23 protein-coding genes are annotated in these 24,699 nt (G+C 60.7%); 14 read left to right on the forward strand and 9 right to left on the reverse strand.

What is annotated here, in order from left to right:
• Positions 1–2: 2 nt before the first annotated feature.
• Positions 3–569, reverse strand: coding sequence for a tetratricopeptide repeat protein (locus ACR0LD_RS08925; protein WP_170357187.1), 567 nt, complete (start codon positions 567–569; stop codon positions 3–5).
• Positions 570–599: 30 nt separating this feature from the next.
• Positions 600–1,088, reverse strand: coding sequence for an Lrp/AsnC family transcriptional regulator (locus tag ACR0LD_RS08930; protein ID WP_170368032.1), 489 nt, complete (start codon positions 1,086–1,088; stop codon positions 600–602).
• A 102-nt stretch (positions 1,089–1,190) separates the two neighbouring features.
• Here ACR0LD_RS08930 and putA point away from each other — a divergent pair, with 102 nt between their 5' ends.
• Genes putA through ACR0LD_RS08945 form a run of 3 tightly spaced genes read left to right on the forward strand, consistent with a single transcriptional unit; the run spans position 1,191 to position 5,742 of the window.
• Entirely contained in the window at positions 1,191–4,589 is a 3,399-nt protein-coding gene (putA, locus tag ACR0LD_RS08935; protein ID WP_480636532.1) for a bifunctional proline dehydrogenase/L-glutamate gamma-semialdehyde dehydrogenase PutA, read from the forward strand.
• Positions 4,590–4,630: 41 nt separating this feature from the next.
• Positions 4,631–5,374: a rhomboid family intramembrane serine protease gene (locus ACR0LD_RS08940; protein ID WP_170436551.1), complete on the forward strand. Its 744-nt coding sequence runs from the start codon at positions 4,631–4,633 to the stop codon at positions 5,372–5,374.
• Positions 5,371–5,742 (forward strand): GFA family protein, encoded by a 372-nt coding sequence (locus ACR0LD_RS08945; protein ID WP_170598680.1) that lies wholly within the window; start codon positions 5,371–5,373, stop codon positions 5,740–5,742. The genes ACR0LD_RS08940 and ACR0LD_RS08945 overlap by 4 nt, the downstream gene beginning before the upstream one ends.
• Here ACR0LD_RS08945 and ACR0LD_RS08950 read toward each other — a convergent pair.
• The gene (locus tag ACR0LD_RS08950; protein WP_480636534.1) at positions 5,718–6,557 is read right to left on the reverse strand and encodes an IclR family transcriptional regulator; all 840 of its coding nucleotides are present in this window, start codon (positions 6,555–6,557) and stop codon (positions 5,718–5,720) included. The genes ACR0LD_RS08945 and ACR0LD_RS08950 overlap by 25 nt on opposite strands.
• A 196-nt stretch (positions 6,558–6,753) precedes the next feature.
• On the opposite strand from ACR0LD_RS08950, the gene bhcA reads away from it, so the two are divergent.
• The 4 genes from bhcA to bhcD are packed head-to-tail and all read left to right on the forward strand — an operon-like array spanning position 6,754 to position 11,102.
• Positions 6,754–7,944, forward strand: a complete 1,191-nt coding sequence (gene bhcA, locus ACR0LD_RS08955) for an L-aspartate--glyoxylate aminotransferase BhcA (RefSeq protein ID WP_480636535.1) — start codon at positions 6,754–6,756, stop codon at positions 7,942–7,944.
• Positions 7,945–7,954: 10 nt separating this feature from the next.
• Entirely contained in the window at positions 7,955–8,941 is a 987-nt protein-coding gene (gene bhcB, locus ACR0LD_RS08960; RefSeq protein ID WP_480636537.1) for a beta-hydroxyaspartate dehydratase BhcB, read from the forward strand.
• Positions 8,938–10,101, forward strand: coding sequence for a 3-hydroxy-D-aspartate aldolase BhcC (gene bhcC, locus ACR0LD_RS08965; RefSeq protein WP_480636539.1), 1,164 nt, complete (start codon positions 8,938–8,940; stop codon positions 10,099–10,101). The genes bhcB and bhcC overlap by 4 nt, the downstream gene beginning before the upstream one ends.
• 14 nt (positions 10,102–10,115) lie before the next feature.
• The gene (gene bhcD, locus ACR0LD_RS08970) at positions 10,116–11,102 is read left to right on the forward strand and encodes an iminosuccinate reductase BhcD (protein WP_217360155.1); all 987 of its coding nucleotides are present in this window, start codon (positions 10,116–10,118) and stop codon (positions 11,100–11,102) included.
• 76 nt (positions 11,103–11,178) lie between these two features.
• Here the strand turns inward: bhcD and ACR0LD_RS08975 are convergent, their stop codons facing one another.
• The gene (locus ACR0LD_RS08975) at positions 11,179–11,964 is read right to left on the reverse strand and encodes an inositol monophosphatase family protein (protein WP_170340678.1); all 786 of its coding nucleotides are present in this window, start codon (positions 11,962–11,964) and stop codon (positions 11,179–11,181) included.
• A gap of 108 nt (positions 11,965–12,072) precedes the next feature.
• Complete coding sequence (locus ACR0LD_RS08980) at positions 12,073–12,978, reverse strand: LysR family transcriptional regulator (RefSeq protein WP_170434488.1); 906 nt, start codon at positions 12,976–12,978, stop codon at positions 12,073–12,075.
• Positions 12,979–13,072: 94 nt separating this feature from the next.
• Here ACR0LD_RS08980 and metF point away from each other — a divergent pair, with 94 nt between their 5' ends.
• Entirely contained in the window at positions 13,073–13,939 is an 867-nt protein-coding gene (metF, locus tag ACR0LD_RS08985; RefSeq protein WP_170420303.1) for a methylenetetrahydrofolate reductase [NAD(P)H], read from the forward strand.
• Positions 13,940–14,120: 181 nt separating this feature from the next.
• Positions 14,121–14,774 (forward strand): J domain-containing protein, encoded by a 654-nt coding sequence (locus tag ACR0LD_RS08990; protein WP_170365522.1) that lies wholly within the window; start codon positions 14,121–14,123, stop codon positions 14,772–14,774.
• Positions 14,775–14,830: 56 nt separating this feature from the next.
• Here ACR0LD_RS08990 and ACR0LD_RS08995 read toward each other — a convergent pair whose 3' ends face one another.
• Complete coding sequence (locus ACR0LD_RS08995) at positions 14,831–15,349, reverse strand: YHS domain-containing (seleno)protein (protein ID WP_170364746.1); 519 nt, start codon at positions 15,347–15,349, stop codon at positions 14,831–14,833.
• Positions 15,350–15,590: 241 nt separating this feature from the next.
• Between ACR0LD_RS08995 and yghU the strand changes: the two genes are divergently transcribed.
• Positions 15,591–16,469 carry a glutathione-dependent disulfide-bond oxidoreductase gene (yghU, locus tag ACR0LD_RS09000; RefSeq protein WP_480636542.1) on the forward strand — a complete coding sequence of 293 codons (879 nt, stop codon included), beginning with the start codon at positions 15,591–15,593 and terminating at the stop codon, positions 16,467–16,469.
• 52 nt (positions 16,470–16,521) lie between these two features.
• Here yghU and ACR0LD_RS09005 read toward each other — a convergent pair whose 3' ends face one another.
• Positions 16,522–17,310, reverse strand: a complete 789-nt coding sequence (locus ACR0LD_RS09005; protein ID WP_480636544.1) for an SseB family protein — start codon at positions 17,308–17,310, stop codon at positions 16,522–16,524.
• Positions 17,303–17,890 carry a uracil-DNA glycosylase family protein gene (locus ACR0LD_RS09010; RefSeq protein ID WP_480636546.1) on the reverse strand — a complete coding sequence of 196 codons (588 nt, stop codon included), beginning with the start codon at positions 17,888–17,890 and terminating at the stop codon, positions 17,303–17,305. The genes ACR0LD_RS09005 and ACR0LD_RS09010 overlap by 8 nt, the downstream gene beginning before the upstream one ends.
• Positions 17,891–18,124: 234 nt before the next feature.
• On the opposite strand from ACR0LD_RS09010, the gene ACR0LD_RS09015 reads away from it, so the two are divergent.
• The 4 genes from ACR0LD_RS09015 to ACR0LD_RS09030 are packed head-to-tail and all read left to right on the forward strand — an operon-like array spanning position 18,125 to position 22,687.
• Positions 18,125–18,784, forward strand: a complete 660-nt coding sequence (locus ACR0LD_RS09015) for an ABC transporter ATP-binding protein (RefSeq protein WP_093964707.1) — start codon at positions 18,125–18,127, stop codon at positions 18,782–18,784.
• A complete protein-coding gene (locus tag ACR0LD_RS09020) occupies positions 18,762–20,336 on the forward strand; it encodes a KpsE/RkpR family capsule polysaccharide export protein (RefSeq protein WP_480636548.1) in 1,575 nt (524 codons plus the stop codon). The genes ACR0LD_RS09015 and ACR0LD_RS09020 overlap by 23 nt, the downstream gene beginning before the upstream one ends.
• A gap of 5 nt (positions 20,337–20,341) precedes the next feature.
• Positions 20,342–21,175: a 3-deoxy-8-phosphooctulonate synthase gene (gene kdsA / locus ACR0LD_RS09025; RefSeq protein ID WP_170340066.1), complete on the forward strand. Its 834-nt coding sequence runs from the start codon at positions 20,342–20,344 to the stop codon at positions 21,173–21,175.
• Between the two features lie 15 nt (positions 21,176–21,190).
• Positions 21,191–22,687 carry a phosphomannomutase/phosphoglucomutase gene (locus ACR0LD_RS09030; protein WP_170357172.1) on the forward strand — a complete coding sequence of 499 codons (1,497 nt, stop codon included), beginning with the start codon at positions 21,191–21,193 and terminating at the stop codon, positions 22,685–22,687.
• 30 nt (positions 22,688–22,717) lie between these two features.
• Here the strand turns inward: ACR0LD_RS09030 and ACR0LD_RS09035 are convergent, their stop codons facing one another.
• Positions 22,718–24,697 carry an AsmA family protein gene (locus ACR0LD_RS09035; protein ID WP_480636550.1) on the reverse strand — a complete coding sequence of 660 codons (1,980 nt, stop codon included), beginning with the start codon at positions 24,695–24,697 and terminating at the stop codon, positions 22,718–22,720.
• Between the last annotated feature and the right edge of the window lie 2 nt (positions 24,698–24,699).

Below are 24,699 nucleotides of genomic sequence, written 5' to 3' on the forward strand. Positions count from 1 at the left end.
GTTCAGAGATCTTGGCCCGGCATCGCCAAAGGCCCACCATCGGCTGCAAGGTGACGCTCGGGCAGCCACGGGTTCAGTTCCAGCGCCTCTGCCAGAGCAACGCGGGCTTCTTCCATTCTCTGCAGACCCATGAGGGTCAGCGCACGACCACTCATCGCTGCGATATGGTTCGGCGACAGTTCCAGTGCGCGGTCCAGATCGGTCAGGGCCGATTCAAAATCCTGACGCAGGAAATTCACGAATGCGCGCTGGTTGTAGCCCTCGGCATACTCGGGGCAATACGCAATCAAACGATCGAAATCCTGAAGCGCGCCCAACAGATCCCAGGCATTCCGTCTGGACATGCCCTGATCCAATACGGTCTGCGCGGCCTCGTCAGGTGCGTCGGCCCACAGCTCCCACATCTGGTTCGAGATCTCGCGCGCGGCCATCTCGGTCTCGGCCTGCTGGATCTGACCGATAAGTTCACCCAGCCGGGCGGCGTGATCGGGCGCAGGCGGGCAGGTCTCAGCAATTGCCGGGATCCCAACGCCCGCGCTCAGAACTGCGGAAAGAATAAGGTGTCTCATAGTTCAATGGTGACGCGGATCGCCCTTTCGTCAACCCGCGCCATCGATGGCATCGGCCAGCCCGGTCTCTTTCACCGCCTCCATCGCCACGAAGGTTGACGTGCTGGCCACATGCGGCAGCGACGAGATCTTTTCGGCCAGAACCGCGCGATATTCCGTCATCGACCCTGTCCGCACCTTCAGCAGATAGTCGAAATTCGACGCGATCATATGCGCCTGTTCGATCTCGGGCACTTTGCGGACGGCCGCGTTGAACTCGGCCAGCGCCTTTTCCCGTGTGTCGGTCAGGCGCACCTCGACAAAGGCCACATGGTCCAGGCCCAGGCGGATCGGGTCCAGCATGGCCCGGTAGCCGGTGATGATCCCCTCGGACTCGAGCCGTTTCAGCCGCGCCTGTGTCGGCGATTTCGACAGCCCGATCCGCCGGGCCAGATCAGCCACCGAGATCCGGCCGTCCTCGGCCACGATGGACAGAATCGCGCGGTCAAACCGGTCCAAACCCGGAAAGTCGTTTCGCATCGCATTTGATCCAAAATTCAGGACATCCGGTGCCAGATATTTTATTTTCGGTCCGTTGTCCCGCAAAATCGCAAGTATACTGCGTGAAAGACCGGAGGACACATGACTCACAGCCTGCGCCACACCATCGACTCCATGACCTACGCGGACCAGACCGCGTTGCTGAAATCCCTGACCGATCAGGCCGCCCTGACCCAAGCGGACCGCACCGCCATCTGCGCGGCGGCCGCGCAATTGGTGCGCGACATCCGCTCCAGCACCGCGCCGGGGCTGATGGAGGTGTTTCTTGCGGAATACGGCCTGTCCACCGATGAAGGCATCGCCCTGATGTGCCTAGCCGAGGCGCTGTTGCGCGTGCCCGACGCCGACACGATCGACGCGCTGATCGAAGACAAGATCGCGCCGTCGGACTGGGGCAAGCACCTGGGCCACTCGTCGTCGTCGCTGGTAAACGCCTCGACCTGGGCACTTATGCTGACGGGCAAGGTTCTGGACGAGGGCAAGGCCTCGCCGGTCAGTGCCCTGCGCGGCGCCATCAAGCGGCTGGGCGAGCCGGTGATCCGCACCGCGGTGGGCCGCGCGATGAAGGAAATGGGCCGGCAGTTCGTTCTGGGCGAAACCATCAAGTCCGCCATGAAGCGGGCGCAGGGGATGGAGGCCAAGGGCTATACCTATTCCTACGACATGCTGGGCGAGGCCGCGCGCACCGAGGCAGACGCCGCGCGCTATCACCTTTCATATTCCCGTGCCATCGCGGCGATTGCCGATGCCTGCACGCAGGACGACATCCGCGCCAACCCCGGCATCTCGGTTAAACTTTCGGCGCTGCATCCGCGCTACGAAGTAGCCCAGGAACAGCGCGTGATGCACGAACTGGTGCCGCGCCTGCAGGCGCTGGCGCTGCTGGCCAAGGCCGCCGGAATGGGCCTGAACGTCGACGCCGAAGAGGCTGACCGCCTGTCGCTGTCGCTGCAGGTGATCGAGGCGGTTCTGTCCGAGCCAGCGCTGGCCGGATGGGATGGGTTCGGCGTGGTGGTACAGGCCTATGGACCGCGTGCCGGGCTGGTGCTCGACACGCTTTATGAGATGGCCGAGCGGTATGACCGCAAGCTGATGGTGCGTCTGGTCAAAGGCGCCTACTGGGACACCGAGATCAAGCGCGCGCAGGTCGAGGGCGTCGACGGCTTCCCGGTCTTCACCAACAAGGCGGCAACCGACATCTCTTACATCGCCAATGCCTGCAAGCTCTTGGGCATGACCGACCGGATCTATCCTCAGTTCGCGACCCACAACGCCCACACGGTCAGTGCGATCCTGCACATGGCCGAGGGTCAACCCTTCGAGTTCCAGCGCCTGCACGGCATGGGCGAGACCCTGCACCAGATCGTCAAGGACCAACGCGATACCCGCTGCCGCATCTACGCGCCAGTTGGCGCGCATCGCGACCTGCTGGCCTATCTGGTGCGGCGGCTGCTGGAAAACGGCGCCAACAGCTCGTTCGTCAACCAGATCGTGGACGAAAACGTGGCCCCCGAAGTGGTGGCAGCCGATCCGTTCGAGGTCGTGCGGAAACCTGCACGCCACATCCCAACCGGCCCCGAACTGTTTCAACCTGAAAGACCAAACTCGCAGGGTTTCGACCTGCATCACACGCTGACTTTGGACCGGATTGATGCCGGCCGCGACGCCTTTCGCGCACATCACTGGTTCGCGCAGCCCCTGCTGGCCGGTGACGCAGCGCCCGAGGCCGAGAAACCTGTCATCAACCCCGCCCTGCCCGAGGACCGGCCCGGCGCGGTCGCCCCGGCCAGCGCCGCGGATGTGGAGCTGGCGCTGGCCGCAGCTGCTCCGTGGCAGGTCCCGGAGGCCGAGCGCAGCCGCATCCTGAATGCCGCCGCCGACCTCTACGAGGAGCAGTATGGCGAGCTCTTCGCCCTTCTGGCGCGTGAGGCCGGCAAATCGCTGCCCGATGCGGTAGCCGAACTGCGCGAGGCGGTGGACTTCCTGCGCTACTACGCCGCCAACATCCCCGAGGGCGAGCCTGTGGGCACCTTCACCTGCATCAGCCCGTGGAACTTCCCTCTGGCGATTTTCACCGGGCAGATCTCGGCTGCGCTCGCCGTAGGCAATGCGGTTCTGGCCAAGCCCGCGCCGCAGACTCCGTTGATCGCCCACCGCGCCGTGCAGCTGCTGCACCAGGCCGGAGTACCGCGCGACGCGCTGCAATTGCTGCCGGGCGGGCCATCGGTGGGCGCCGCGCTGACCTCGGACCCGCGGGTTTCCGGCGTGGCCTTCACCGGCTCGACCGCGACGGCGTTGAAAATCCGCGCCGCGATGGCCCAGAACCTCAAACCCGGAACGCCGCTGATCGCCGAAACCGGCGGGCTGAACGCGATGATCGTGGACAGCACCGCCCTGCCCGAACAGGCCGTGCAGTCGATCATCGAAAGCGCCTTCCAGTCGGCGGGGCAGCGGTGCTCGGCCCTGCGTTGTCTGTATCTGCAGGACGACATCGCCGATGACGTGCTGACCATGCTCAAGGGCGCGATGGACGCCCTGTCGGTGGGCGACCCGTGGCTGCTCTCGACCGATTGCGGCCCGGTGATCGACGAACAGGCCCGACAGGGCATCGCCGACCACGTCGCCAAGGCCCGCACTGAGGGTCGTGTTCTGAAGGAACTGGCGCTGCCGCCCGAGGGGATCTTCGTGGCGCCCACGCTGATCGAGGTCCCCGGCATCAATGCGCTGGAACGCGAGATCTTCGGCCCCGTCCTGCATGTCGCCCGGTTCAAGTCACACGAGATCGACCAGGTGATTGCCGACATCAACGCCACCGGCTACGGCCTGACCTTCGGCCTGCACACCCGCATCGACGACCGGGTGCAGCACGTCACCGAGGCGATCCACGCCGGAAATATTTACGTGAACCGTAACCAGATCGGCGCGATCGTCGGCTCGCAGCCTTTCGGCGGCGAAGGCCTGTCCGGCACCGGCCCCAAGGCGGGTGGCCCGAACTATCTGGCTCGTTTTTGCGCCCCGGACCGACAGGTCGTGGCCGCGGAATGGTCCGCCCCAGCCGACCTGCCGGCGCCGACCGGGCAGCCTGCCGCGCCGACGACCCGTTCGATGCCCGGACCGACCGGCGAATCGAACCGGCTGACCGAGTTTCCCCGCGCGCCGTTCCTGTGCCTGGGCCCCGGCCCCGAGGCGTCCAAGGCACAGGCAGACGCCATTCTCGCGCTTGGCGGCACCGCGATTCAGACCGAGGGCGCGCTTGACCTGCACCGGCTTGAGAACCTGCCGGGAATATCGGGGGTTCTGTGGTGGGGCGATGCGGACACCGCGCGTCAGATCGAGCGTCATCTGGCTCGGCGAGGCGGCCCCATCCTGCCGCTGATCCCCGGCTTGCCCGACCGGTCGCGGGTGATGGCCGAGCGCCATGTCTGCGTCGACACCACGGCCGCCGGAGGGAACGCCGCACTTCTGGGCGGTTCGGCATAAGCTGACTTGACGCTGGGCCGTGAAAAGCCCAGCGTCCCCCCATGTTTCCAATTCGAGACCACAACCCCTCGGGCCGCACACCCTATGTCGTCTATGCGCTGATCGCGGCGAATGTCCTGGTTTTCCTCAGCTATGTCGGAATCATGGACGATGCCCGGCTGATCAACCGGTTCTATTTCGACTATGCGATCATCCCCGCCCGCATCAGCGACGGCGTGGCGCTCGAGACGTTGGTGACGTCGATGTTCCTGCATGGCGGCTGGATGCATCTGATCGGCAACATGCTGTTCCTGTGGATCTTCGGCGACAACATGGAAGACGAGATGGGCCACCTGCCCTTCCTGCTGTTCTACATGGTCGCGGGTATCGGCGCCGGGCTGGTCCATATCGTTACGGCTCCCGGGTCGCTGGTACCCACCATCGGCGCGTCCGGCGCAATTGCCGCAGTGATGGGTGGGTACCTGCTGATGTTCCCAAAGGCGCGCGTCGATATCCTGCTGATTCTGATCATCTACTTCCGGGTCTTCACCATCCCGGCCTTCGTGATGCTGGGCGTTTGGCTGGGCATGCAGTTCCTTGGCAGCGTGTCCAGCAACCCTGACGCCGGCGGTGTGGCCTATTGGGCGCATACGGGCGGCTTCGTGATCGGTTTGATTTTGTGCATCCCGCTGTGGCTGAAACGCGGCGGGCCGGCCTATTGGAACCGTACGCATGGGCATCCGCCACATCCCGAACACCGCTACAAGTTCAGCCAGTCCCGTATACCAAGAGTGCCACGCCGATGAGCCAAATGACCGCCACCTGCCATTGCGGCGCCGTGAAGATCGAGGCCGAGCTCCCCGGTGGCCTGTCCACGGCTGCCCGATGCGATTGTTCCTTCTGCATCCGCCGTGGGGCCGCCGCCGTGACCGCCGTCACCGAAAGCCTGCGCATTCTTGAAGGCGCCGAAAACCTAAGCCTCTACACGTGGGGCACGCACACGGCGAAACACTATTTCTGCAAGACTTGCGGGATTTACGTTTATCACCAGAGACGCTCGGATCCGGGGGAGTGCGGCGTCAACCTTGGCTGCATCGAGGGCGCAAACCCCAGAACCCACGGGTCGATTCCCTGGAACGACGGGGTCAATCACCCCTCTGATCGGCCTGACTGATCCGGACTTTGACCACCGCTCAACCGCGTGATCTCTTGCGCAGCCTGAACGACGTGGGCGGCAAGCTCGGGTGCCCGGTCCGGATTGAATCGCGCGGTCGGCCCCGAGACAGAGATTCCGGCACAAGGCTCCTGCTTGTCGTTGAAGATTGCGGCTCCGATGCAGGACATGCCCGAGTGGCGCTCCTCTCGATCATAAGACCATCCGCGCAGCCGCGTTTCGGTCAGATCCGCGCGCAAGGTATCCAATGTGGCGCAAGTATTGGGCGTATATGGCACAAGCTGGGTGTCGGCCAACACCTTGGCCCGGGATGCCTCGGTCATGGCCGCCAGGATCGCTTTGCCCGTACCCGAGGCATACATCGGCGTACGAGCGCCCGGCGGAAAGAACGCCCGGATCGGGTTCGATGTCTCGACTTGCCCGACAAACACCACTTCCGACCCGTCGGGAACTGCAAGGTTCGCCGTTTCTCCGCTGTCCTGCATAAGGCGCCGAAGAACTGACCGGCCGATCTCGACAACGCTGTTGTGCCGCAGAAACGAAGCGCCTGTGCGATAGGCTTCGACTCCGATCATCCATTCCTGACGTTCTTCGCTGAAGCTGACGAACCCATGCTTTTGCAAGGTCGTCAGGATGCGATGCGTGGTTGCAGTAGGCACGTCGATCTCACGCGCGAGGTCGCTGAGCGCGGTGCGTTCAAGCCGTGCGACTGTGGTCAGAACCCCCAGCGCACGGTCCAACGCCTGCATGGTTCCGGCCGAGCTTTCCTTGAACAACGACTTGGGCCGTCCGCGCGGCCGCTTCTGGGCTGACATTGTGATTCTCCCTCATTTTGGCCGAACGGCCGTCTGGCTTTCTCAGCTGATCACAAACACTCAGCGAAATGATAAAGTGAATATCCTGCATTTATGGCAGGTTACGCATTTTAACAAAATAATGAAAATATTTTTCAAGAAAATTGCATTACCGCCGACGCGGAGACAGACTTGGGGCAAAGCGGAGGACATGATGATGTCAAAACAGAACCCGGTCTTCATTCCCGGCCCGACGAATATCCCGGATCGCCTCCTGCGCGCGATGCAGGTCCAGACCATTGACCACCGCGCGCCGGATTTCGTTCAGGCCTTTGCGCCGGTACTCGAGGGCCTCAAGCAGGTCTTCCGGTCGACCACGGGTCAGATTGTGACCTTTCCATCCAGCGGCACAGGTGGGTGGGAAGCTGCGATCAGCAACACACTGAGCCCGGGCGACAAGGTTCTTGTGGCCCGCCATGGCGTATTCAGCCATCGCTGGATCGACCTTTGCCAACGGCATGAGCTGGATGTGCAAGTCATCGATTGCCATTGGGGCAGCGGAGCACCTGCCGAACGGTTTCAGTCGATCCTCGCCGACGACCGGAACCACGACATTCGGGCGGTTCTGGTGACGCACAATGAAACGGCCACCGGCGTGCGATCCGATATCCAGTCGATCCGATCGGCGATGGATGCCTCGGCGCACCCTGCCCTGCTGATGGTCGATTGCGTCAGTTCGCTGGCCTCGATGCCGTTCGAATTCGATGGCTGGGGCGTCGATATTGCGGTTTCGGGGTCGCAAAAGGGGTTCATGCTGGCCGCTGGAATGGCAATCCTGTGCGTCAGCCCCAAAGCGCTGGCAGCGATGGATGGTGCGCGGCTGCCCCGCACCTATTTCGACTTTCGGGACATGTTGGACGCCAATGCCTCGGGCGGGTTTCCTTACACGCCGCCGCTGCAACTGATCTGCGGGCTGCAGGAAAGCCTGTCCATTCTGTTCGATGAAGGCCTGGACAACGTCTATGCCCGTCACTTCCGTCTGGCTGAAGGCGTGCGTCGGGCCGTCGACGCGTGGGGATTGAACCTGGTCGCTCAATCACCGGACCTCTACTCGGACACTGTCAGCGCAGTCTATGTGCCCGATGGGTTCGACAGCAATGTCCTGACTAACCATACCTATGACACCTATGGAGTGTCCTTCGGGATCGGCCTGGGCCAATTGAACGGCAAGGCGTTTCGCATCGGTCACCTGGGCAGCCTGACGGACGTCATGGTTCTGTCCGGCCTCGCCACGATCGAGATGGCGATGGCCGATCTGAACTACCCGATACAACTGGGCAGCGGCGTGGCGGCAGCGCAGGAATACTTCCGTGCAAACGGCACCAACCGCTCGCGCGCTGCGGCATGAGGAGATCGGTATGTTGGACACGCTTTCGGCTGCAGATCTGACGATCGACGACATGCGCGCAGCGCATGAACGGATCAAACCACATATCCGGCGTACACCCGTCCTGTCGTCGGAGTATCTGAACGCACAAACCGGCGCACGGCTCTTTTTTAAGTGCGAGAACCTGCAAGAGGCCGGAGCCTTCAAGGTCCGCGGCGCCTGCAATGCGGTATTTGGATTGCCCGACGAGATCGCCGGCAAGGGCGTCTGCACCCACTCCAGTGGGAATCACGCACTGTCCCTGTCATATGCGGCCGGTCGGCGCGGCATTCCCTGCAACGTCGTCATGCCGCGCACCGCGCCTCAGGCCAAAAAGGACGCGGTCCGCAGGTTTGGCGGCACGATCACCGAATGTGAGCCTTCGACATCATCGCGCGAAGCGACCTTTGCCCAGGTGCAGGCCAAAACGGGTGGCGAATTCGTGCACCCCTACAACGATCCGCGTGTCATTGCAGGACAGGCCACATGCTCGGCCGAGATGCTGGAACAAACAGGCGGGCTTGATGCTGTTATCGCTCCGATCGGCGGCGGCGGTATGGTGTCGGGCACGTGCCTGACAGTATCAAATCTGGCCCCTGACACCGCGATCTATGCCGCGGAACCTCAGCAGGCTGATGACGCATACCGATCTTTCAAAGCCGGTCGGATCATCGCCGACGACGCACCCAAGACGGTGGCCGATGGCCTTCTGGTTCCGCTCAAGGAAAACACCTGGCACTTCGTGTCGCGGAACGTTGCCGACATCTTCACGGCCTCCGAAGACGAAATCGTGGCGGCCATGAAACTGGCCTGGAAACACCTGCGACTGGTGATTGAGCCATCTTCGGCCGTTCCGTTGGCAACCATTCTCAACAACCCCGAGGTTTTTCGAGGCAGACGCGTCGGCGTGATCCTGACCGGCGGCAATGTGGATTTGGACAAGCTGCCCTGGCTGGCCGGGCAAGGAGGAGAAGGATGAACAGACCCGTGAACATCGATCAATTGGACGTCGGCTTCGACATCCCCGCAGCAATCGGCATGGATGAAAGCGAAATCCAGACTCCTTGCCTGATACTGGACCTCGACGCGCTTGAGCGGAACATCCGCAAGATGGGCGACTACTCCAAAGCGCATGGTATGCGCCATCGGGTGCATGGCAAGATGCACAAGTCTGTGGACGTCGCGCGCCTGCAGGAAAAACTGGGCGGCGCAGTTGGCGTGTGCTGTCAAAAGGTCTCGGAGGCCGAGGTTTTTGCGCGTGGCGGGATCAAGGACATCCTTGTGTCAAACCAGGTGCGCGATCCGGCCAAAATTGACCGCTTGGCTCGGCTGCCGAAGCTGGGCGCGCGAACGCTGGTCTGCGTTGACGACATCGAGAATGTGCCCGAGCTGTCCTCTGCGGCGCAGACCCACGGAACGCAGCTGGAGATCCTGGTCGAGATCGATTGCGGCGCGGGGCGCTGTGGGGTGACCAGTACGGCTGACGTCATTGCCATCGCCCACGCGGTCGAGGCGGCACCAAACCTGAAGTTCACCGGCCTCCAAGCCTATCAGGGCGCGATGCAACATCTCGACAGCTATGACGCGCGAAAGGAAAAACTGGATGCAGCAATCGCCATGGTGCGGGACGCTGTCGACGGGTTGAAGGCGGACGGGATTGAGTGCGAACTGGTCTCGGGCGGCGGGACGGGATCCTATTATTTCGAAAGCAATTCGGGCGTCTACAACGAGTTGCAGTGCGGATCCTACGCGTTCATGGATGCCGATTATGGGCGGATTCTGGACCGGAATGGCCAAAGGATCGACCGGGGCGAATGGGAAAACGCTTTGTTCATTCTGACCAGCGTCATGAGCCACGCCAAACGGGACAAGGCGATCTGTGACGCTGGGCTCAAGGCACAGTCGATCGACAGCGGTTTGCCGGTGATTTTTGGCCGCGATGATGTCGAATACCTGAAATGTTCGGACGAACACGGTGTGATCGGCGACCCCAATGGCGTGTTGCGGGTGAACGACAAGTTGCGTTTGGTCCCCGGGCACTGCGATCCGACCTGCAACGTGCACGACTGGTATGTCGGCGTGCGCAACGGAAGGGTCGAGACCCTGTGGCCGGTCTCTGCTCGCGGCAAGGCGTTTTGATCATGAGGGACGAGATGAACGCTGAAACCAATCTGATACAGATCGTTGGCGAAGACCTATGCAAGCAGCTGGTCAACCGCAAGCTGGCGTTTGACGCAATCCAAGACGTGTTCTCAGCGATGGCACGCGGCGGAGCGCGCAACTTCCCCGTCATCCGCGAAGGGCTGGGTCATGCCGGCGCCGTATATGGGTTCAAATCCGGCTTTGACGCCGAAGGCTTGGTTCTGGGTGTCAAATCTGGTGGCTATTGGCCGGGAAACACCAATCGCGGACTGACCAACCACCAATCCACCGTCATCCTGTTCGATCCCGATACCGGACAGCCTTCCGCGTTGGTCGGTGGAAACTATCTTACGGCTATCCGCACGGCTGCGTCCTCGGCAGTGTCGATCGCGCACCTGGCCCGTACGGACGCCAAGGTGCTTGGCATGGTCGGCGCGGGCCATCAATCGGTCTTTCAGTTGCGCGCGGCCGCCGAGCAACGCGAATTCGAAAAGGTGGTGGCATGGAATCCCCATCCCGAAATGCTTCCGAAACTGGCCGCCGTCGCGCAGGACATCGGACTGGATTTCGAATCCGTCTCGCAGCGGGAACTGGGGGCACAGGCCGACGTTATCATCACGATCACATCGGCGTTCGAACCGTTGTTGATGCGCGATTGGATCAAGCCCGGAACGCATCTGGCCTGCATGGGCACCGACACGAAGGGCAAGATGGAAGTCGACCCCGAACTGGTTGCTTCCGCTCAGGTCTTCACCGACGAGGTTGCCCAGTCCGTCACCATAGGTGAGGCGCAACACGCCGTGGCTTCGGGCGCGCTGGATCCTGACGCCATCACGCCGATTGGAGCAGTCATTAATGGCGATCATCCCGGCCGAACAAAGGCTGACCAGATCACCTTGTTCGATGGGACCGGTGTTGGGTTACAGGACCTGGCCGTGGCATCCGTGGCCGCGCGGCTGGCCTCCGAGGCAGGTCTGGCAAGTACTGTACGGCTTTGAAACAAAACGCGCGGCCCATTCGGCCGCGCGAACTTAGAAATTGGTTCTGGTCGTTTCCAGCCGCCGTAAAGGCGGATCAGCCGCGGATCACCTTGGCGAACTGGTCGAAAATCGGTTCGTTGGCGCAGATCACTTCCCCGTCAGACAGAATGCTGCCTTCGGGGTTCAACGGTTGAACGAACCCACCCGCTTCTTTCACGATGATGATGCCGGCGGCCAGATCCCAGGCGTTCAGGCGACGCTCCCAGAAGCCTTCGTAGCGGCCAGCGGCAACATAGGCCATATCCAGCGCAGCTGCACCCCAGCGGCGCACACCCGCGCAGGCGGGCATCAGACGGGCCAGGTCCTGCAACGTGGCCGGCAGGTCCGAGCGGCCACCAAACGGCAAACCGGTCGAGAAGATCGATTCGATCATCCGGCTGCGGCTCGACACGCGGATACGCATGTCGTTCATCCAGGCACCCTCGCCCTTTTCGGCAAAGAACATCTCGTCCTTCGCGGGATCGTAGATGACGCCCGCGACGATCTTGCCCTTGTGTTCAAGTGCGATCGAAACCGCCCAATGTGGCAGGCCGTGCAGGAAATTGGTCGTCCCGTCCAAAGGATCAACGATCCAACGCCGGGTCGGGTCTTCGCCCTCGATCACACCACCTTCTTCAGCCAGCCAACCGTAGGTGGGTCGCGCGCCCAGCAGTTCTTCTTTCAGAATGTTCTCGGCTGCAATGTCGGCCTTCGAGACGAAATCGCCCGCGCCCTTCATCGACACCTGCAGGTTCTCGACTTCGCGAAAGTCTTTTACCAGCGATCGGCCCGCTTTGCGCGCGGCCTTGATCATGATGTTGAGATTTGCACTGCCAACCATAGTTCCGAGGCTCCTGTCCGGTCAAACCGCGCGTATACTGGCGCAACGCCCCCTTGCCAAGAGGAATGATGCGCATAGCAGCATGCCGTTTCCCGCGTGGCCAAAACCTTATTGCTGCTGCAGCTTGCGCGCCTCTAGGCTGGCCAGCTTGACCAATTCCTGCACAAAGGGTTTTTCCATGTCCTCAGTACGCACCGCGGCATACAGCCGACGCGTGATGCCATCCTTGGTCAGCGGGCGGGTCACATAGTCCGAGTTGTACTTGACCTCGCGCACCACCCAGTCGGGCAGAACGGATATTCCACGGTTTGACGCCACAAGCAGCAGGATCACGGCGGTCAACTCAACTTGCCGGATCGCAGCAGGCTCAACGCGGGCCGGGATGAGAAGCTGGCTGAAGATATCAAGCCTCGTGCGTTCGACCGGATAGGTGATGAGCGTTTGACCGCGAAAATCCTCGGCCTCGATATACGCTTTCCCGGCCAGAGGATGGGTCGAGGCGGCGACAAAGACAGGATTGTAGTCGAACAGTTCGATGAACTCGACGCCCGGCAGGTCTTCGGGGTCCGAGGAGACGACCAGATCGACCTCTTCCTTCTGCAGCGCGGGCAGCGCGTCAAAGGCCAGACCCGGCCGGATATCGACATCCACATCCGGCCAAGACTTGCGGAAGGCCTCGAGCACCGGGAACAGCCATTCAAAACAGGCGTGGCATTCGATCGCGATGTGCATCCGCCCCGTGCGCCCGTCGCGCAGCGAGGAAAACTCCTCCTGCATCGCTTCAACCTGCGGCAGAATCTGCTCGGCCAGACGCAGAAGGCGCAGCCCAGCGGCCGACAACTTCATCGGTTTCGACCGGCGCAGGAACAGCTCGACGCCGGCCTGATCCTCCAGCCCTTTGATCTGATGGCTGAGCGCAGACTGCGTGATGTTCAGTTGATCCGCCGCACGGGCCAACCCACCACATTCATGGATGGCTTTGATCGTGCGCAGGTGTCGAAATTCGATATGCATCTTTCGCGTCGTTCATGTTGTTGTTGAATAATATGAGTTTGTCTCACAAAGAACTCCATGGCACAAGAGCCGCAACACAACCTGCGAGACTGCCATGACCCAGCCCGAGATTTCCTTCGAATTCTTTCCGCCTCAGACGCTCGAAGCGTCGTTTCGCCTGTGGGATACGGTCCAGACACTGGCGCCACTGGCACCCCGTTTTGTCTCGGTCACATATGGTGCGGGGGGCACCACCCGCGAATTGACCCGCGATGCGGTGGCGACGTTGCACAAATCCTCGGGATTGAAAGTCGCGGCCCATCTGACATGTGTCGACGCTTCACGCAGCGAGACCTTGGCCATTGCCGACAGCTTTGCCGCGGCCGGCGTCACTGACATCGTTGCGTTGCGCGGCGACCCACCCAAGGGGCAGGAACGGTTCGTCCCGCATCCCGATGGGTTCGCCCACTCGGTCGAATTGATCGCAGCACTGGCGGAAACCGGCAGTTTCACCATCCGCGTCGGTGCCTATCCCGACATTCACCCGGAAGCGCCACACGCACAGGCTGACATCGACTGGTTGAAAGCCAAGTTGGACGCCGGCGCAGACGAGGCTTTGACGCAATTCTTCTTCGAGGCCGAAACCTTTTTGCGCTTTCGCGATGCCTGCGCCAAGGCCGGGATCGACAAGCCGATCGTGCCGGGCATCCTGCCAATCGAGAACTGGGCCGGTGCGAAGAAATTTGCCAAACGCTGTGGCGCCCAGGTGCCGGACTGGGTCGATCAGGCCTTTGACAAAGCGATCCGTGACAACCGGCACGACCTGTTGGCCACCGCGCTGTGCACCGAACTGTGTTCGGACCTGATCGATGAAGGCGTGGACAAGCTGCATTTTTATACGCTGAACCGCCCCGAACTGACCCGCGATGTGTGTTTTGCCCTTGGGATCACGCCCAAAGCCGATCTGCAAAACGTCGCCTGACTGTTCCTTGCATTTGCACAGGCCAAAGGGGGATTGCCCCCTGCGGCCCGCTGCAAGGTGCGAACAATTCCCCCTGCAACGGCGCACTGTCCTCGCCAAGCCCACCAATTCACAGGATAATTTGACAGAAACTCAAGGCTCCGGACAATAGGTGCCAGTTGTTTTATCGAGTGATTTTGGTATGGAGCCAGTCGAGAAAATTCAGGCTCGCGTAGAAGCACTGCACGTCTTGGGCCTTGATCAGACCGCCACCGCATCGGACATCCGGAATGCGTGGCGTGACATCGCCTTTCATGCACATCCCGACCATACAGGCGGCGACTGCAATCAGTTTGCGCAGGCGAAGTCGGCCTATGACTATCTGCGCAAAAACGGGTTGGCAGGAAAAGGCGCCGGGCCGGCCCAACCGCGACGCCCGAAACTCAGAAAGCGTATCATCGAGCTGGACGAGAAGGATATTTCCGCCTGCCTGAAGCTGCTCGATCCAAGTCGCGCCCTATCCTTTGGCGAGACCAGCGCGGAAGATTGCCCGCTATCGACGCGCAATTCGGACCATGTACCAGAGGCGATCGGATGCTATGGCCGCGACCTGACCTATTTCGTTGCGACGCCGGTTTGCGAAGGTGAAAACCGCGTTGCCCTACCGACATCCGTTCTGGCCGGCTTTCGGACGGTCGAAACCGAAATACTGTCCTTCCAGGCCAAGAATGGCGGAGCGGGCGAGGTCGTTGTTCCCGACACCATTCGAGAACGCAAGTTTCCCGGCGCGCGCAGCGTCAAGATCCGGTTCGAGGCGGATCAGGCCACTCGGGAACAGTTCTGGCAGGCTTGTTGAAGACCCAAAATTGAAAAAGGCCCGGCGGGTCTGCCGGGCCTGCAACGCGCGTCACGTCAGTTCGCGATCGGGCCTTCGGACGTGAATTTCGGGATCACGTTGGTCGAGGCGTCATTGCCTTCGAGCCCCGGCCAGTTCCCCTCAGCCAGGTTGATGTTGCCCGGGACGTCTTCTTCCCAAAAACCGACCACGACATCGGTGATGTTCAGATACAGCTTGTCGTCAACGATCCGCCACAGGTTGGGGTTGCCGGGAACCTTGCCACCCTTGGACACGCCATAGGCGCAATGGCCATCATATTGCGGCGCATAGAACGCGGGGTTTTCAAGGAACTTCGCGCGGTTTTCTTCGGTCGCAAAAGCCCAGGTCGCCCCATTGTAATCCGCAGTGATATCCGACCGTCCGCGCACGCCTTCTGGCTGGGATTGTCCAATCGGCGACTGTGCAAGCCCACGGTAGGCCACCACATCATATCCGGACACGGCGAAGCCGGTCCCATCGACATATTGCGGGCCGGCAAAGGCGGGCACGGCCAACGCCATTGCAGCAGCAAAGGTCAGAGCAAATCTGTTCATGTTTCATGTCCTCGTGTCTTGACGGGTTGCAGGGCCAGAGTGGCTGTCTGCAGAGACAATAAGCAATTCCCTTCGTCGGCGAAGACCCGTTAACGCCGCTGTGACCATTGACGAGCAAACGTGAGCAGTCTTGCCGCAATTGTTACAGAACAGCCGCCACGTCGGGGGTTGGCGTTCTTGTTCTGCAACACTAACTCTTGTCGGGCCGGGCGCGGCTCGGCTCTGGGACGAAAGGCAGAAGATGAGCGACACCACCACATACACCCCACCAAAAGTCTGGACATGGGATAGTGAAAGCGGAGGGCGTTTCGCGAATATCAACCGCCCCATCGCAGGGGCGACCCATGACAAGGAATTGCCCGTCGGCAAACATCCCTTGCAGTTGTATTCGCTTGCAACGCCCAACGGGGTGAAAGTGACGGTCATGCTGGAAGAGCTTTTGGCCCTGGGTCACGCGGGCGCGGAATATGATGCATGGCTGATCAATATCGGTGACGGCGATCAGTTCGGCTCGGATTTTGTCGCGATCAACCCGAACTCGAAAATCCCCGCTCTGATGGACCGATCGGGCGAAACGCCGATGCGGGTGTTCGAAAGCGGCTCCATCCTTGTACATCTGGCCGAAAAATTCGGTGCATTCCTGCCCGAAGCCGGTCCCGAGCGCACCGAAGTGATGAACTGGCTTTTCTGGCAGATGGGCAGCGCGCCTTATCTGGGTGGTGGGTTCGGGCATTTCTACGCTTATGCGCCAGAGAAATGGGAATACCCGATCAACCGCTTTGCGATGGAAACCAAACGCCAGCTGGATGTTCTGGACCGCGAGCTTGCCGACAAAACCTTTATCGCCGGCGAAGACTACTCGATCGCTGATATGGCAATCTGGCCGTGGTATGGGCAACTGGTTCTGGGTCGTTTGTACGACGCGGCCGAGTTCCTTGATGTGACGTCCTACAAGAACGTCATGCGATGGGCTCAAGAGATTGACGCGCGGCCAGCCGTGAAGCGGGGCCGCATGGTCAACCGCGCATTCGGAGAGTTGCACACCCAACTGCGCGAACGGCATGACGCAAGCGACTTCGAAACCCGTACGCAGGACAAGCTGGAAACAGCGGCCGAATAACTCTGTTCATTTGGCGCAGGGAGCAAATCATCCCTGCGCCGAAGCCTCGATTTCACTTCAAGATCGGGGGACTGTCCGGGTCGCTTCCGGGCGCTGGTCGGAACCCAGAGGCGCGCACAGGCTCGGGGATATCAAATCGCAGGCCCACTTTCGCCAATGCTGCGGCGGCCGGATCGCTGGCCGCGAAAAAACCGACATCCAAGGCGCCAGCCTCAATCCCCGAAAATGTCAGAGCTTCGGACACCGCCTTGGCCAAGGCCGTCTGGGCACCGGGTACCGCGTCGACGAAACCAAGAAGATGACCCTGCCCGCCGCCCTCGGCGCGGGTTCCGGCGAGATATGCGGCGGAGGCCAGACCTGAAGCTGTGGCCAGTTTGGTGTCCAGCGCCGTCAGCAAAATGTCGGGCAACCCCGCGGGCGGAAGGAACTCCGTCAGACGGGATTGCACTTCTTGCGGGGCATGGCTGAGGGTTTCCGCAAGCCAGGCCAACGCTTCGGCAGGGATGAGCATCGACGACGGCGCCACCTCGAGGTTCAGCCCCAACCCGATGCCCTGCCCTGCAAGCATTCCCGCCAGAACACGTCCGGACAGAGCGGCATATGGGGCAGGACGGCCCGCAAACTGCGCCAGTCTGTCTTCGCGGTCAAAGGCCAGCACAAACCGACCATCAGCCACGTCAAACAACTCGGGCGAGATGTTTTCGTCTCGCGCCTCTTCGGTCAGCAACAGAAACAGCTCGTTGTCCGCGAGCCGTTCGAAAAACCTCAGCCGCGCGGCATCGTTCTGAGGGTCGGCCTCCATCTGGGCATGCGCAGTGTCCAACGCAGTCGTGTCAGTCATCCATCACCTCTTTGACCCGGGCACGCAGCACCGGCAACAGGTCCGTTTCGAACCAGGGATTTTTCTTCAGCCATGCCGTATTGCGCCATGACGGATGAGGCAAGGCAAATACCCGCGGCGCATGCTGTTGCCAATTGCGCACCGTATCGGTCACCGAAGCTTGTGCGCCCAGATGGAATTTATGCGCGTGGCCACCGACAAGGATGGTCAACGGAACATCGCCAAGTTCACGCATCACCCTGTGATGCCAGGTCTTCTTGCAGATCGCCGGCGGCGGCAAGTCCGCCTTTCGCGCATCGTACCCCGGAAAACAAAACGCCATCGGAACGATCGAAACCCGCGCCTGATCGTAGAATTGTTCTTCCTCCAACCCCAGCCAATCCCGCAGCCGGTCGCCTGAGGGGTCGGTGAACGGTCGGCCGCTCTCATGGACCCGTGCCCCGGGTGCCTGCCCTGCAATCAGGATGCGCGCACCGGGGCGGAACCACACCACCGGGCGCGGCTGATGCGCGGTTGCAGTCGCAGCAAAGCGGTCGGCGCACAACCGGCACGATCTGATTTCCTCAGCAAGTTGCTTCACCTGATCTCCAGCCCTTTGGCGCTTTCTGCAATCCTAGGATGGATCATAGTCGTTCCCGCAAACCGATCCAGTTGTCGGCTCTGTGCGCCACAATTGTGGTCAGGCGTATCGAACGCGCATTGAACATTTGTTTCATATTTCGACATAATGTGGCCAACATGGAGCGGTAGAACACCCGGCCGTCAGACAGCCACCGGTGGCCGCACCCAAAGCAAAAACATGAGCAGGCAGTGAATGCTTGAGTTCGAGAATGTCAGCAAGTCCTTTTGGACCGGGACTCGCCGCAAGGTGATCCTGGACAGGGTCTCGTTCCGGGTCGAGCTGGGAAAATCACTTGGCGTTCTGGCCCCGAACGGCACCGGAAAAACCACGCTTATCAACATGATGGCCGGCCTCGAAAAGCCCGACGAAGGCGTGATCCGCCGAGAGTGCCGGGTGTCTTTCCCCATGGGCTTTGCCGGCGGCGTTTCCAAGAAGATGTCCGCGCTCGAGAATGCCCGTTACATCGCCAAGATTTATGGAATGGACCCCGACTATGTCGAGGCTTACTGCAGTTGGATGTGCGACTTGGGCGAGTATTTCAACCAACCCTTGGCGACATACTCAGCCGGCATGCGCGCCCGTTTCACCTTTTCGTTGATGCTGGCCCTGGATTTCGACATGTACCTGATCGACGAAGGTATGCCTGCCACCACCGATGTCGAATTCAACAAAAAAGCAGGTTCAATCCTGCAGGAACGCTTGCGAACCACGACTTTGGTGATTGTGTCACACAATCCCAAAACCCTCGAAAAATTCGCCCGCCAGGCCGCCGTGCTTGTGGATGGGCAGCTTCATATGTTTGACTCCTTGGAAGAGGCGACGCAGCTATATGACTACCAAACCCAAGGTTAAAAAATACGACCCGAACCATGCCTCGCAGGCCGAAGGCACGGTCGAGGCGCGTGCCGAGGCGATTTCGCGCATCCGAAAAGCAACTCAACCGGCCGAGGAAGCCCCGGCCGGAACTGAACTGGATGCCATCAAGAAAGAAGGGTTGACCGGTCGTCAACTGCGCATAGCCCGACGCATGGCGCAGAAACACGGTCTGGCTGCGACGTCGGACTACGATGCCGTGCGTCTGCTACGAAAAAAGGGGATCGATCCGTTTCCGCGCTCCAACCTTCTGGATTTTGCGGCGGGTTCTTCCGATACCGCGGATGCGGAAGACCAGCCAAAAGACAAGGTCACGATCCAACTGCCGCAAACGGTGAAAGAAAAGCAACAGACCCTTCCCGGCCCCGAATGGAGCCCGGCACAGCGGCGCGAATTCGAAATCGGCCAGATTCAGAAGGATATCGCCCGTCGGCGCAGACGAAAGCTGTTTGGTCTGTTTGCCCGTCTATTCGCCTTTGTTCTGCTGCCCACGATTATTGTCGGCTATTACTTCTATCGCATAGCCACTCCGATGTACGCCAGCGAGTCCGCGTTTTCCATTCTACAGGCAGATGGTGGCGCTGGTGAGATCGGCGGGCTTTTGGCCGGGACGCAATACGCCACCACGCAGGACTCGGTCGCGACCCAGGAGTTCCTTGAATCCAAGGATGCGCTCAACCGTCTGGAACGGGACACTGGTTTTGCCGAGATTTTCAAGCAGGACTGGATAGATCCGATTCAAAGACTGCCTCAGGACGCCACGCTGGAAGAGGCGTTCAAACTGTACAAGCGAATGGTCACAATCGGCTATGATCCCAGCGACGGTATCATCCGGATGGAGGTTGTGGCACCCGACCCGGACACTGCCGTCGACCTGTCAAATCTGCTGATCTCCTACGCCGAAGAAAAGATCAACGGCCTCACCGAACTGAAGCGCGAAGATCAGATGCGGGACGCTCTGCAGTCCTTCGAGGACGCTCAGGAAGAACGGCGCAAAGCCCAGGAAGCGCTGATCGAACTGCAGTTGCAGGGTGCCGTTCTGGACCCCGAAAACGTGATTGCCGGGCTGCGCGCCCGCATCAACGAGATCGAGATACAGCTTCAAGACAAGGAATTGGAACTGGCAGCGTTGCTGGACAACCTTCGGCCGAACAAAGCCAAGGTCGACGGCGTCCAAGCCGACATCAACCGGCTTGAGGCCGTGCTCGAAGAGCTCAATGCCGAGATGCTGGACGCCTCCGCCGGCGAAAACTCGCTGGCGCGGTTGAGCGTTCGGATCCAGATGGCACAGGCCGATCTGGCCGCACGGGACATGATGCTGCAATCGGCCATGCAGCAAATGGAAACCGCCCGGACCGAGGCCAACCGCAAGGTTCGATACCTCACCGTTTCCGTGAACCCGGTCGCCAGTCAGGAGCCCACCTATCCGCGAAAGTTCGAAAATACGATTTTGGCTTTCCTGTTGTTTGCTGGTATCTACCTGATGATTTCGCTGACTACGTCAGTCCTTCGTGAACAGGTATCCTCGTAGAGCTCATGAAACATGTAAAAATAGCCAACGTCACCGTTGGCAACGACCTTCCGCTGACCATCATCGCGGGCCCTTGCCAGCTTGAAACGGCGGATCACGCACAGATGATCGCGGGAAGGATGAAAGAAGCCTGTGAAGCCGCGGGGGCACAGTATGTGTTCAAGGCCTCATATGACAAAGCCAACCGTACGTCCCTGTCCGGGAAACGCGGCATGGGGATCGAGGCCGGGCTGAAGGTGCTGGATGACATTCGCAAAACGATGGGTATTCCGGTCCTGACGGATGTCCACACTGAAGCGCAATGTGCCATCGCGGCCGAAGCAGTGGATATCCTGCAAATCCCGGCCTTCCTGTGCCGCCAGACAGACATGCTGCTGGCAGCCGGAGAAACAGGCAAGGCCGTCAACGTCAAGAAGGGTCAGTTCCTGGCCCCCTGGGAAATGCCAAACATCGTCGAAAAGATCGAAAGCACGGGCAACCACAACATCCTGCTGACCGAGCGCGGAACCTCGTTTGGCTACAATACGCTTGTCGCCGACATGCGATCCCTGCCGCAAATGGCGCAAACCGGGTATCCGGTTGTCATGGATGCAACCCATTCCGTTCAACAGCCCGGTGGCCGAGGCGGCTCGTCCGGCGGGCAGCGGGAATTTGCACCGGTAATGGCCCGCGCGGCCGTGGCCCTGGGCGTCGGTGCCGTATTCATTGAAACGCATCAGGATCCGGACACGGCGCCGTCTGATGGGCCGAATATGATCCCGTTGGACCAAATGGGCCAACTGATTGACACATTGATGCGTTTCGATGCCCTGGCCAAGGCCAACCCAGTTCAGATTTAACGATCGAGATTTTCCATGACCAAACCAATCCCCGAGGTGACCCCGAACACCTGGAGCTTTCTGCGCGATGCGATGATCAAACCCACCGGGTTTCGTGAATACGATGCCCGCTGGAAATACCCGGACGAGATCAACCTGCCGGGGATGACGGCTCTTGGTCTTGGTTTGGGAACTCAGATGCACAAGCGTGGGATCGAGCCGGTGATCGCGGTCGGCAACGACTACCGCGACTATTCTCTGGCGATCAAGAATGCGTTGATTCTGGGCCTCATGCAGGCCGGCATCCAGGTCAAGGATATTGGCCCGGCGCTCAGCCCGATGGCGTATTTCGCCCAATTCCACCTGGATGTTCCTGCAGTCGCCATGGTGACGGCCAGCCACAACCCCAACGGCTGGACCGGGGTGAAGATGGGCTTTGACCGCCCTCTGACCCACGGCCCTGACGAAATGGCCGAGCTGCGCGACATCGTGCTGAACGGCGAAGGCGTGGCACGCCCCGGCGGGTCCTATGAATTCGTGGACGGCGTGAAAGAGGCCTATATCGACGATCTGGTCGGTGATTTCAAAATGTCGCGCCCCCTCAAAGTGGTGTGCGCGACAGGGAACGGCACCGCATCTGCCTTTGCCCCCGAGATCTTTGAGCGGATCGGCGTCGAGGTCGTACCCAGCCACAACCGGTTGGATTACACCTTCCCCAACTACAACCCGAACCCCGAAGCGATGGAGATGTTGCACGACATGGCAGACGCCGTCAAAGCCAGCGGGGCGGACCTCGCGCTTGGGTTTGACGGAGACGGCGATCGCTGCGGTGTGGTCGATGACGAGGGCGAGGAGATCTTTGCCGACAAGGTCGGTGTCATCATGGCCCGCGATTTGGCCAAGCTGCATCCCGGCGCGACCTTCGTGGCCGACGTTAAATCGACCGGCCTGTTTGCAAGCGATCCCGAACTGCAGGCCCATGGCGTCAAGGCGGATTACTGGAAAACCGGCCACAGCCACATGAAACGGCGCGTGAAGGAAATCGGCGCGTTGGCCGGGTTCGAAAAGTCGGGCCATTACTTTCTGGCCGAGCCAATCGGGCGTGGATACGACTGCGGAATGCGGGTCGCGGTGGAAATCTGCAAACTGATGGACCGCAATCCGGGACAGAGCATGTCCGATCTGCGTCGCGCCCTGCCCAAGACATGGTCGACCCCGACCATGTCGCCCTATGCTGCCGATACCGAAAAATATGACATTCTCGCCCGCTTGGTGGACAAGCTCGTTGCCAAGGCAGAGGCGGGTGAAACATTGGCCGGTCGGCCGATCAAGGAAGTCGTGACCGTCAATGGTGCCCGCGTCATCCTCGACAATGGCAGTTGGGGCCTGGTCCGGGCGTCTTCGAACACGCCCAACCTGGTGGTGGTCTGCGAAAGCAGCGAGAGCGAAGATGAGATGCGGGCAATTTTCGCCGATATCGATGCCGTGATCCGCACCGAGCCGGGTGTGGGCGACTACGACCAGACGATCTGAGCAAATAAGGGGCGCTGCAGCGCCCCTTTCTCAATCCCGTCCGAGCAGTTTCAGCAAACTCTTCTTGGCCTCATCTTCAAGCTTCTGCTTCAGCGCGTCTTCGACCTGTTCCCTGTCGGAAATGGTTGTATTCAACTCCTCTCCCACCTTCTTCAGCGCCTTGTCCTTCGCGTCCTGCTCCAGTTCTTTGAGCTTCTCTTCCGTCGCAGCTTCGATCACCTTGCTCAGGTCGGGCTTGATCGACGGATCACTCCACGGCCCCTTGATCCGCACGGGCACGGCAATGCCATTACCCCCGTTCGCCCGCAGCGCAACCGGCGTGAACACATAGTCGATATCGCGCGCGCCCAGCCCGACGCGGCCCGCACCGTCGGCCCGGAAATTGTCAAGCTGCATCAGAAGATCGTTGTTCGTCAGGTTGCCGTCCTGAATCGTGTAGGTGGCAGTCAGGCTGTTAAAGACGGTGGTTCCTCCACTGCCTTCGCCGCGCCCCATCAAACGATCCAGATCAAACCCGGCGATCACCCCCTTGCCGACGTCCAGGCTGCCCTTGCCGCTGAGTGAGCGCATGATTTGGGCTTCGGTTTGCCCCACCCCCAGAAATTGCAACGTTCCGGACGCAGTACCGGACAGACGTTCGATACCGCCCAAGGTGGTCAAAGCCTGCTTGAGGTCGATACCGGTGGCGGTCAGGTTGCCCCCGACCGACAGTCCGTTTCTGTTGTTGGCCACGACTTCTCCGGTCAGCTTTCCGGAAAACAGCGTGGCCGGTTCCATTTTCAGAACCGCACGCGACCGATCCAGACTAAGGCTCAGATCGCTGGGGCCAAAGGTCATATCCGGAATAGCGATCGAATTGGCTTTCAACCGGATCGTTCCATTTGCCAACGAAAGGGGTGACGCGTCGATCGGCGCCTGGGACCAGCCTTCGGCCGCTTGTTTGCCTCCTCCGCCCGTGCCGCCGCTGTTGGGCGCGCTGCCGGCCGTTGCCTGCGTCAGGTCAAGGTCACCAGTACTCAGCCGCGCAGTAATCTTCGGTGGGCTCGCGATAACGATATCTGCGGCACCGTCAAAACTGTTCTGATCCAGAACTGCCCGCATATCCCGCAAGGAAATGCGCCCATCCTTGGTGTAGGTCATCTGGCCGGACACATCCGCGACCCGTCCAAGTCCCATGGGGACTGACACCCCACCCTGACCAAAAGCGGCTAGCATCGCGTCGGTGTTTGTAGTCCGGACATGAGTTTTGCCGTCCATTTCACCGGCCAGGTTGACGCGTCCGTCAAAGCTGATCTCTCCGCCCGGCGCTGTCAGGCCAAGAACCAATGGCGTCACCGCGCCACTGGAGAAGGCAGGTAAATCAGGAATTTCCAGATCAACCTCAACCGCGCCACCGGGCACCGGCATTGAAGCGCTCATCTTCATCGGCGCAGTGACATCGGGCCAACTGGCCTTCAGATCGACCCCGGAAAAGTCCATCTGAGGGACACCGTTTTCCACATAAACAAGACGCGCGTTGCTGAGCTCCAATCGGTCCAGGGTCACGGTTCCGGTCTCGGCTGGTGCCGCAGAATTGGGTGCGGGCGCATCTGCATTGCCAGAGCCCGTGTTTGACGCTCCGGTTTGCGGCGCCGACATTTCCCAGTTGCCCCGCCCTTGTGACAGCTCCAGCCGCAAGACCGGATCTTCGGCCACGACGCGCCGGATACGCACATCCCCCGCCAGCAGCGCTGAGGCATCCACGCCAACTGCCAGGCTTTGCGCGCTCAGCATCGGTTCTGAGCTGGCCCAAGGCGCGTTCCCAAACGTAACCGGCCCGGTTTCCATTCCCAGAACCGGCCAAAAGGACAGGCGGACATCACCGGACAATGTCAGTTCACGTCCGGTCTGCGCCTTGACCTGTTCGGCGAGGATTTTGCCCAGCTTGTCGCCGGGCATCAAAAGCAACGCCCCGATCACCAGCCCCGCGACCGCAACCAGAATGAATAGAATGCGTATCAGCCACTTCATGA

It is taken from the genome of Ruegeria sp. BF8 (assembly GCF_056538625.1).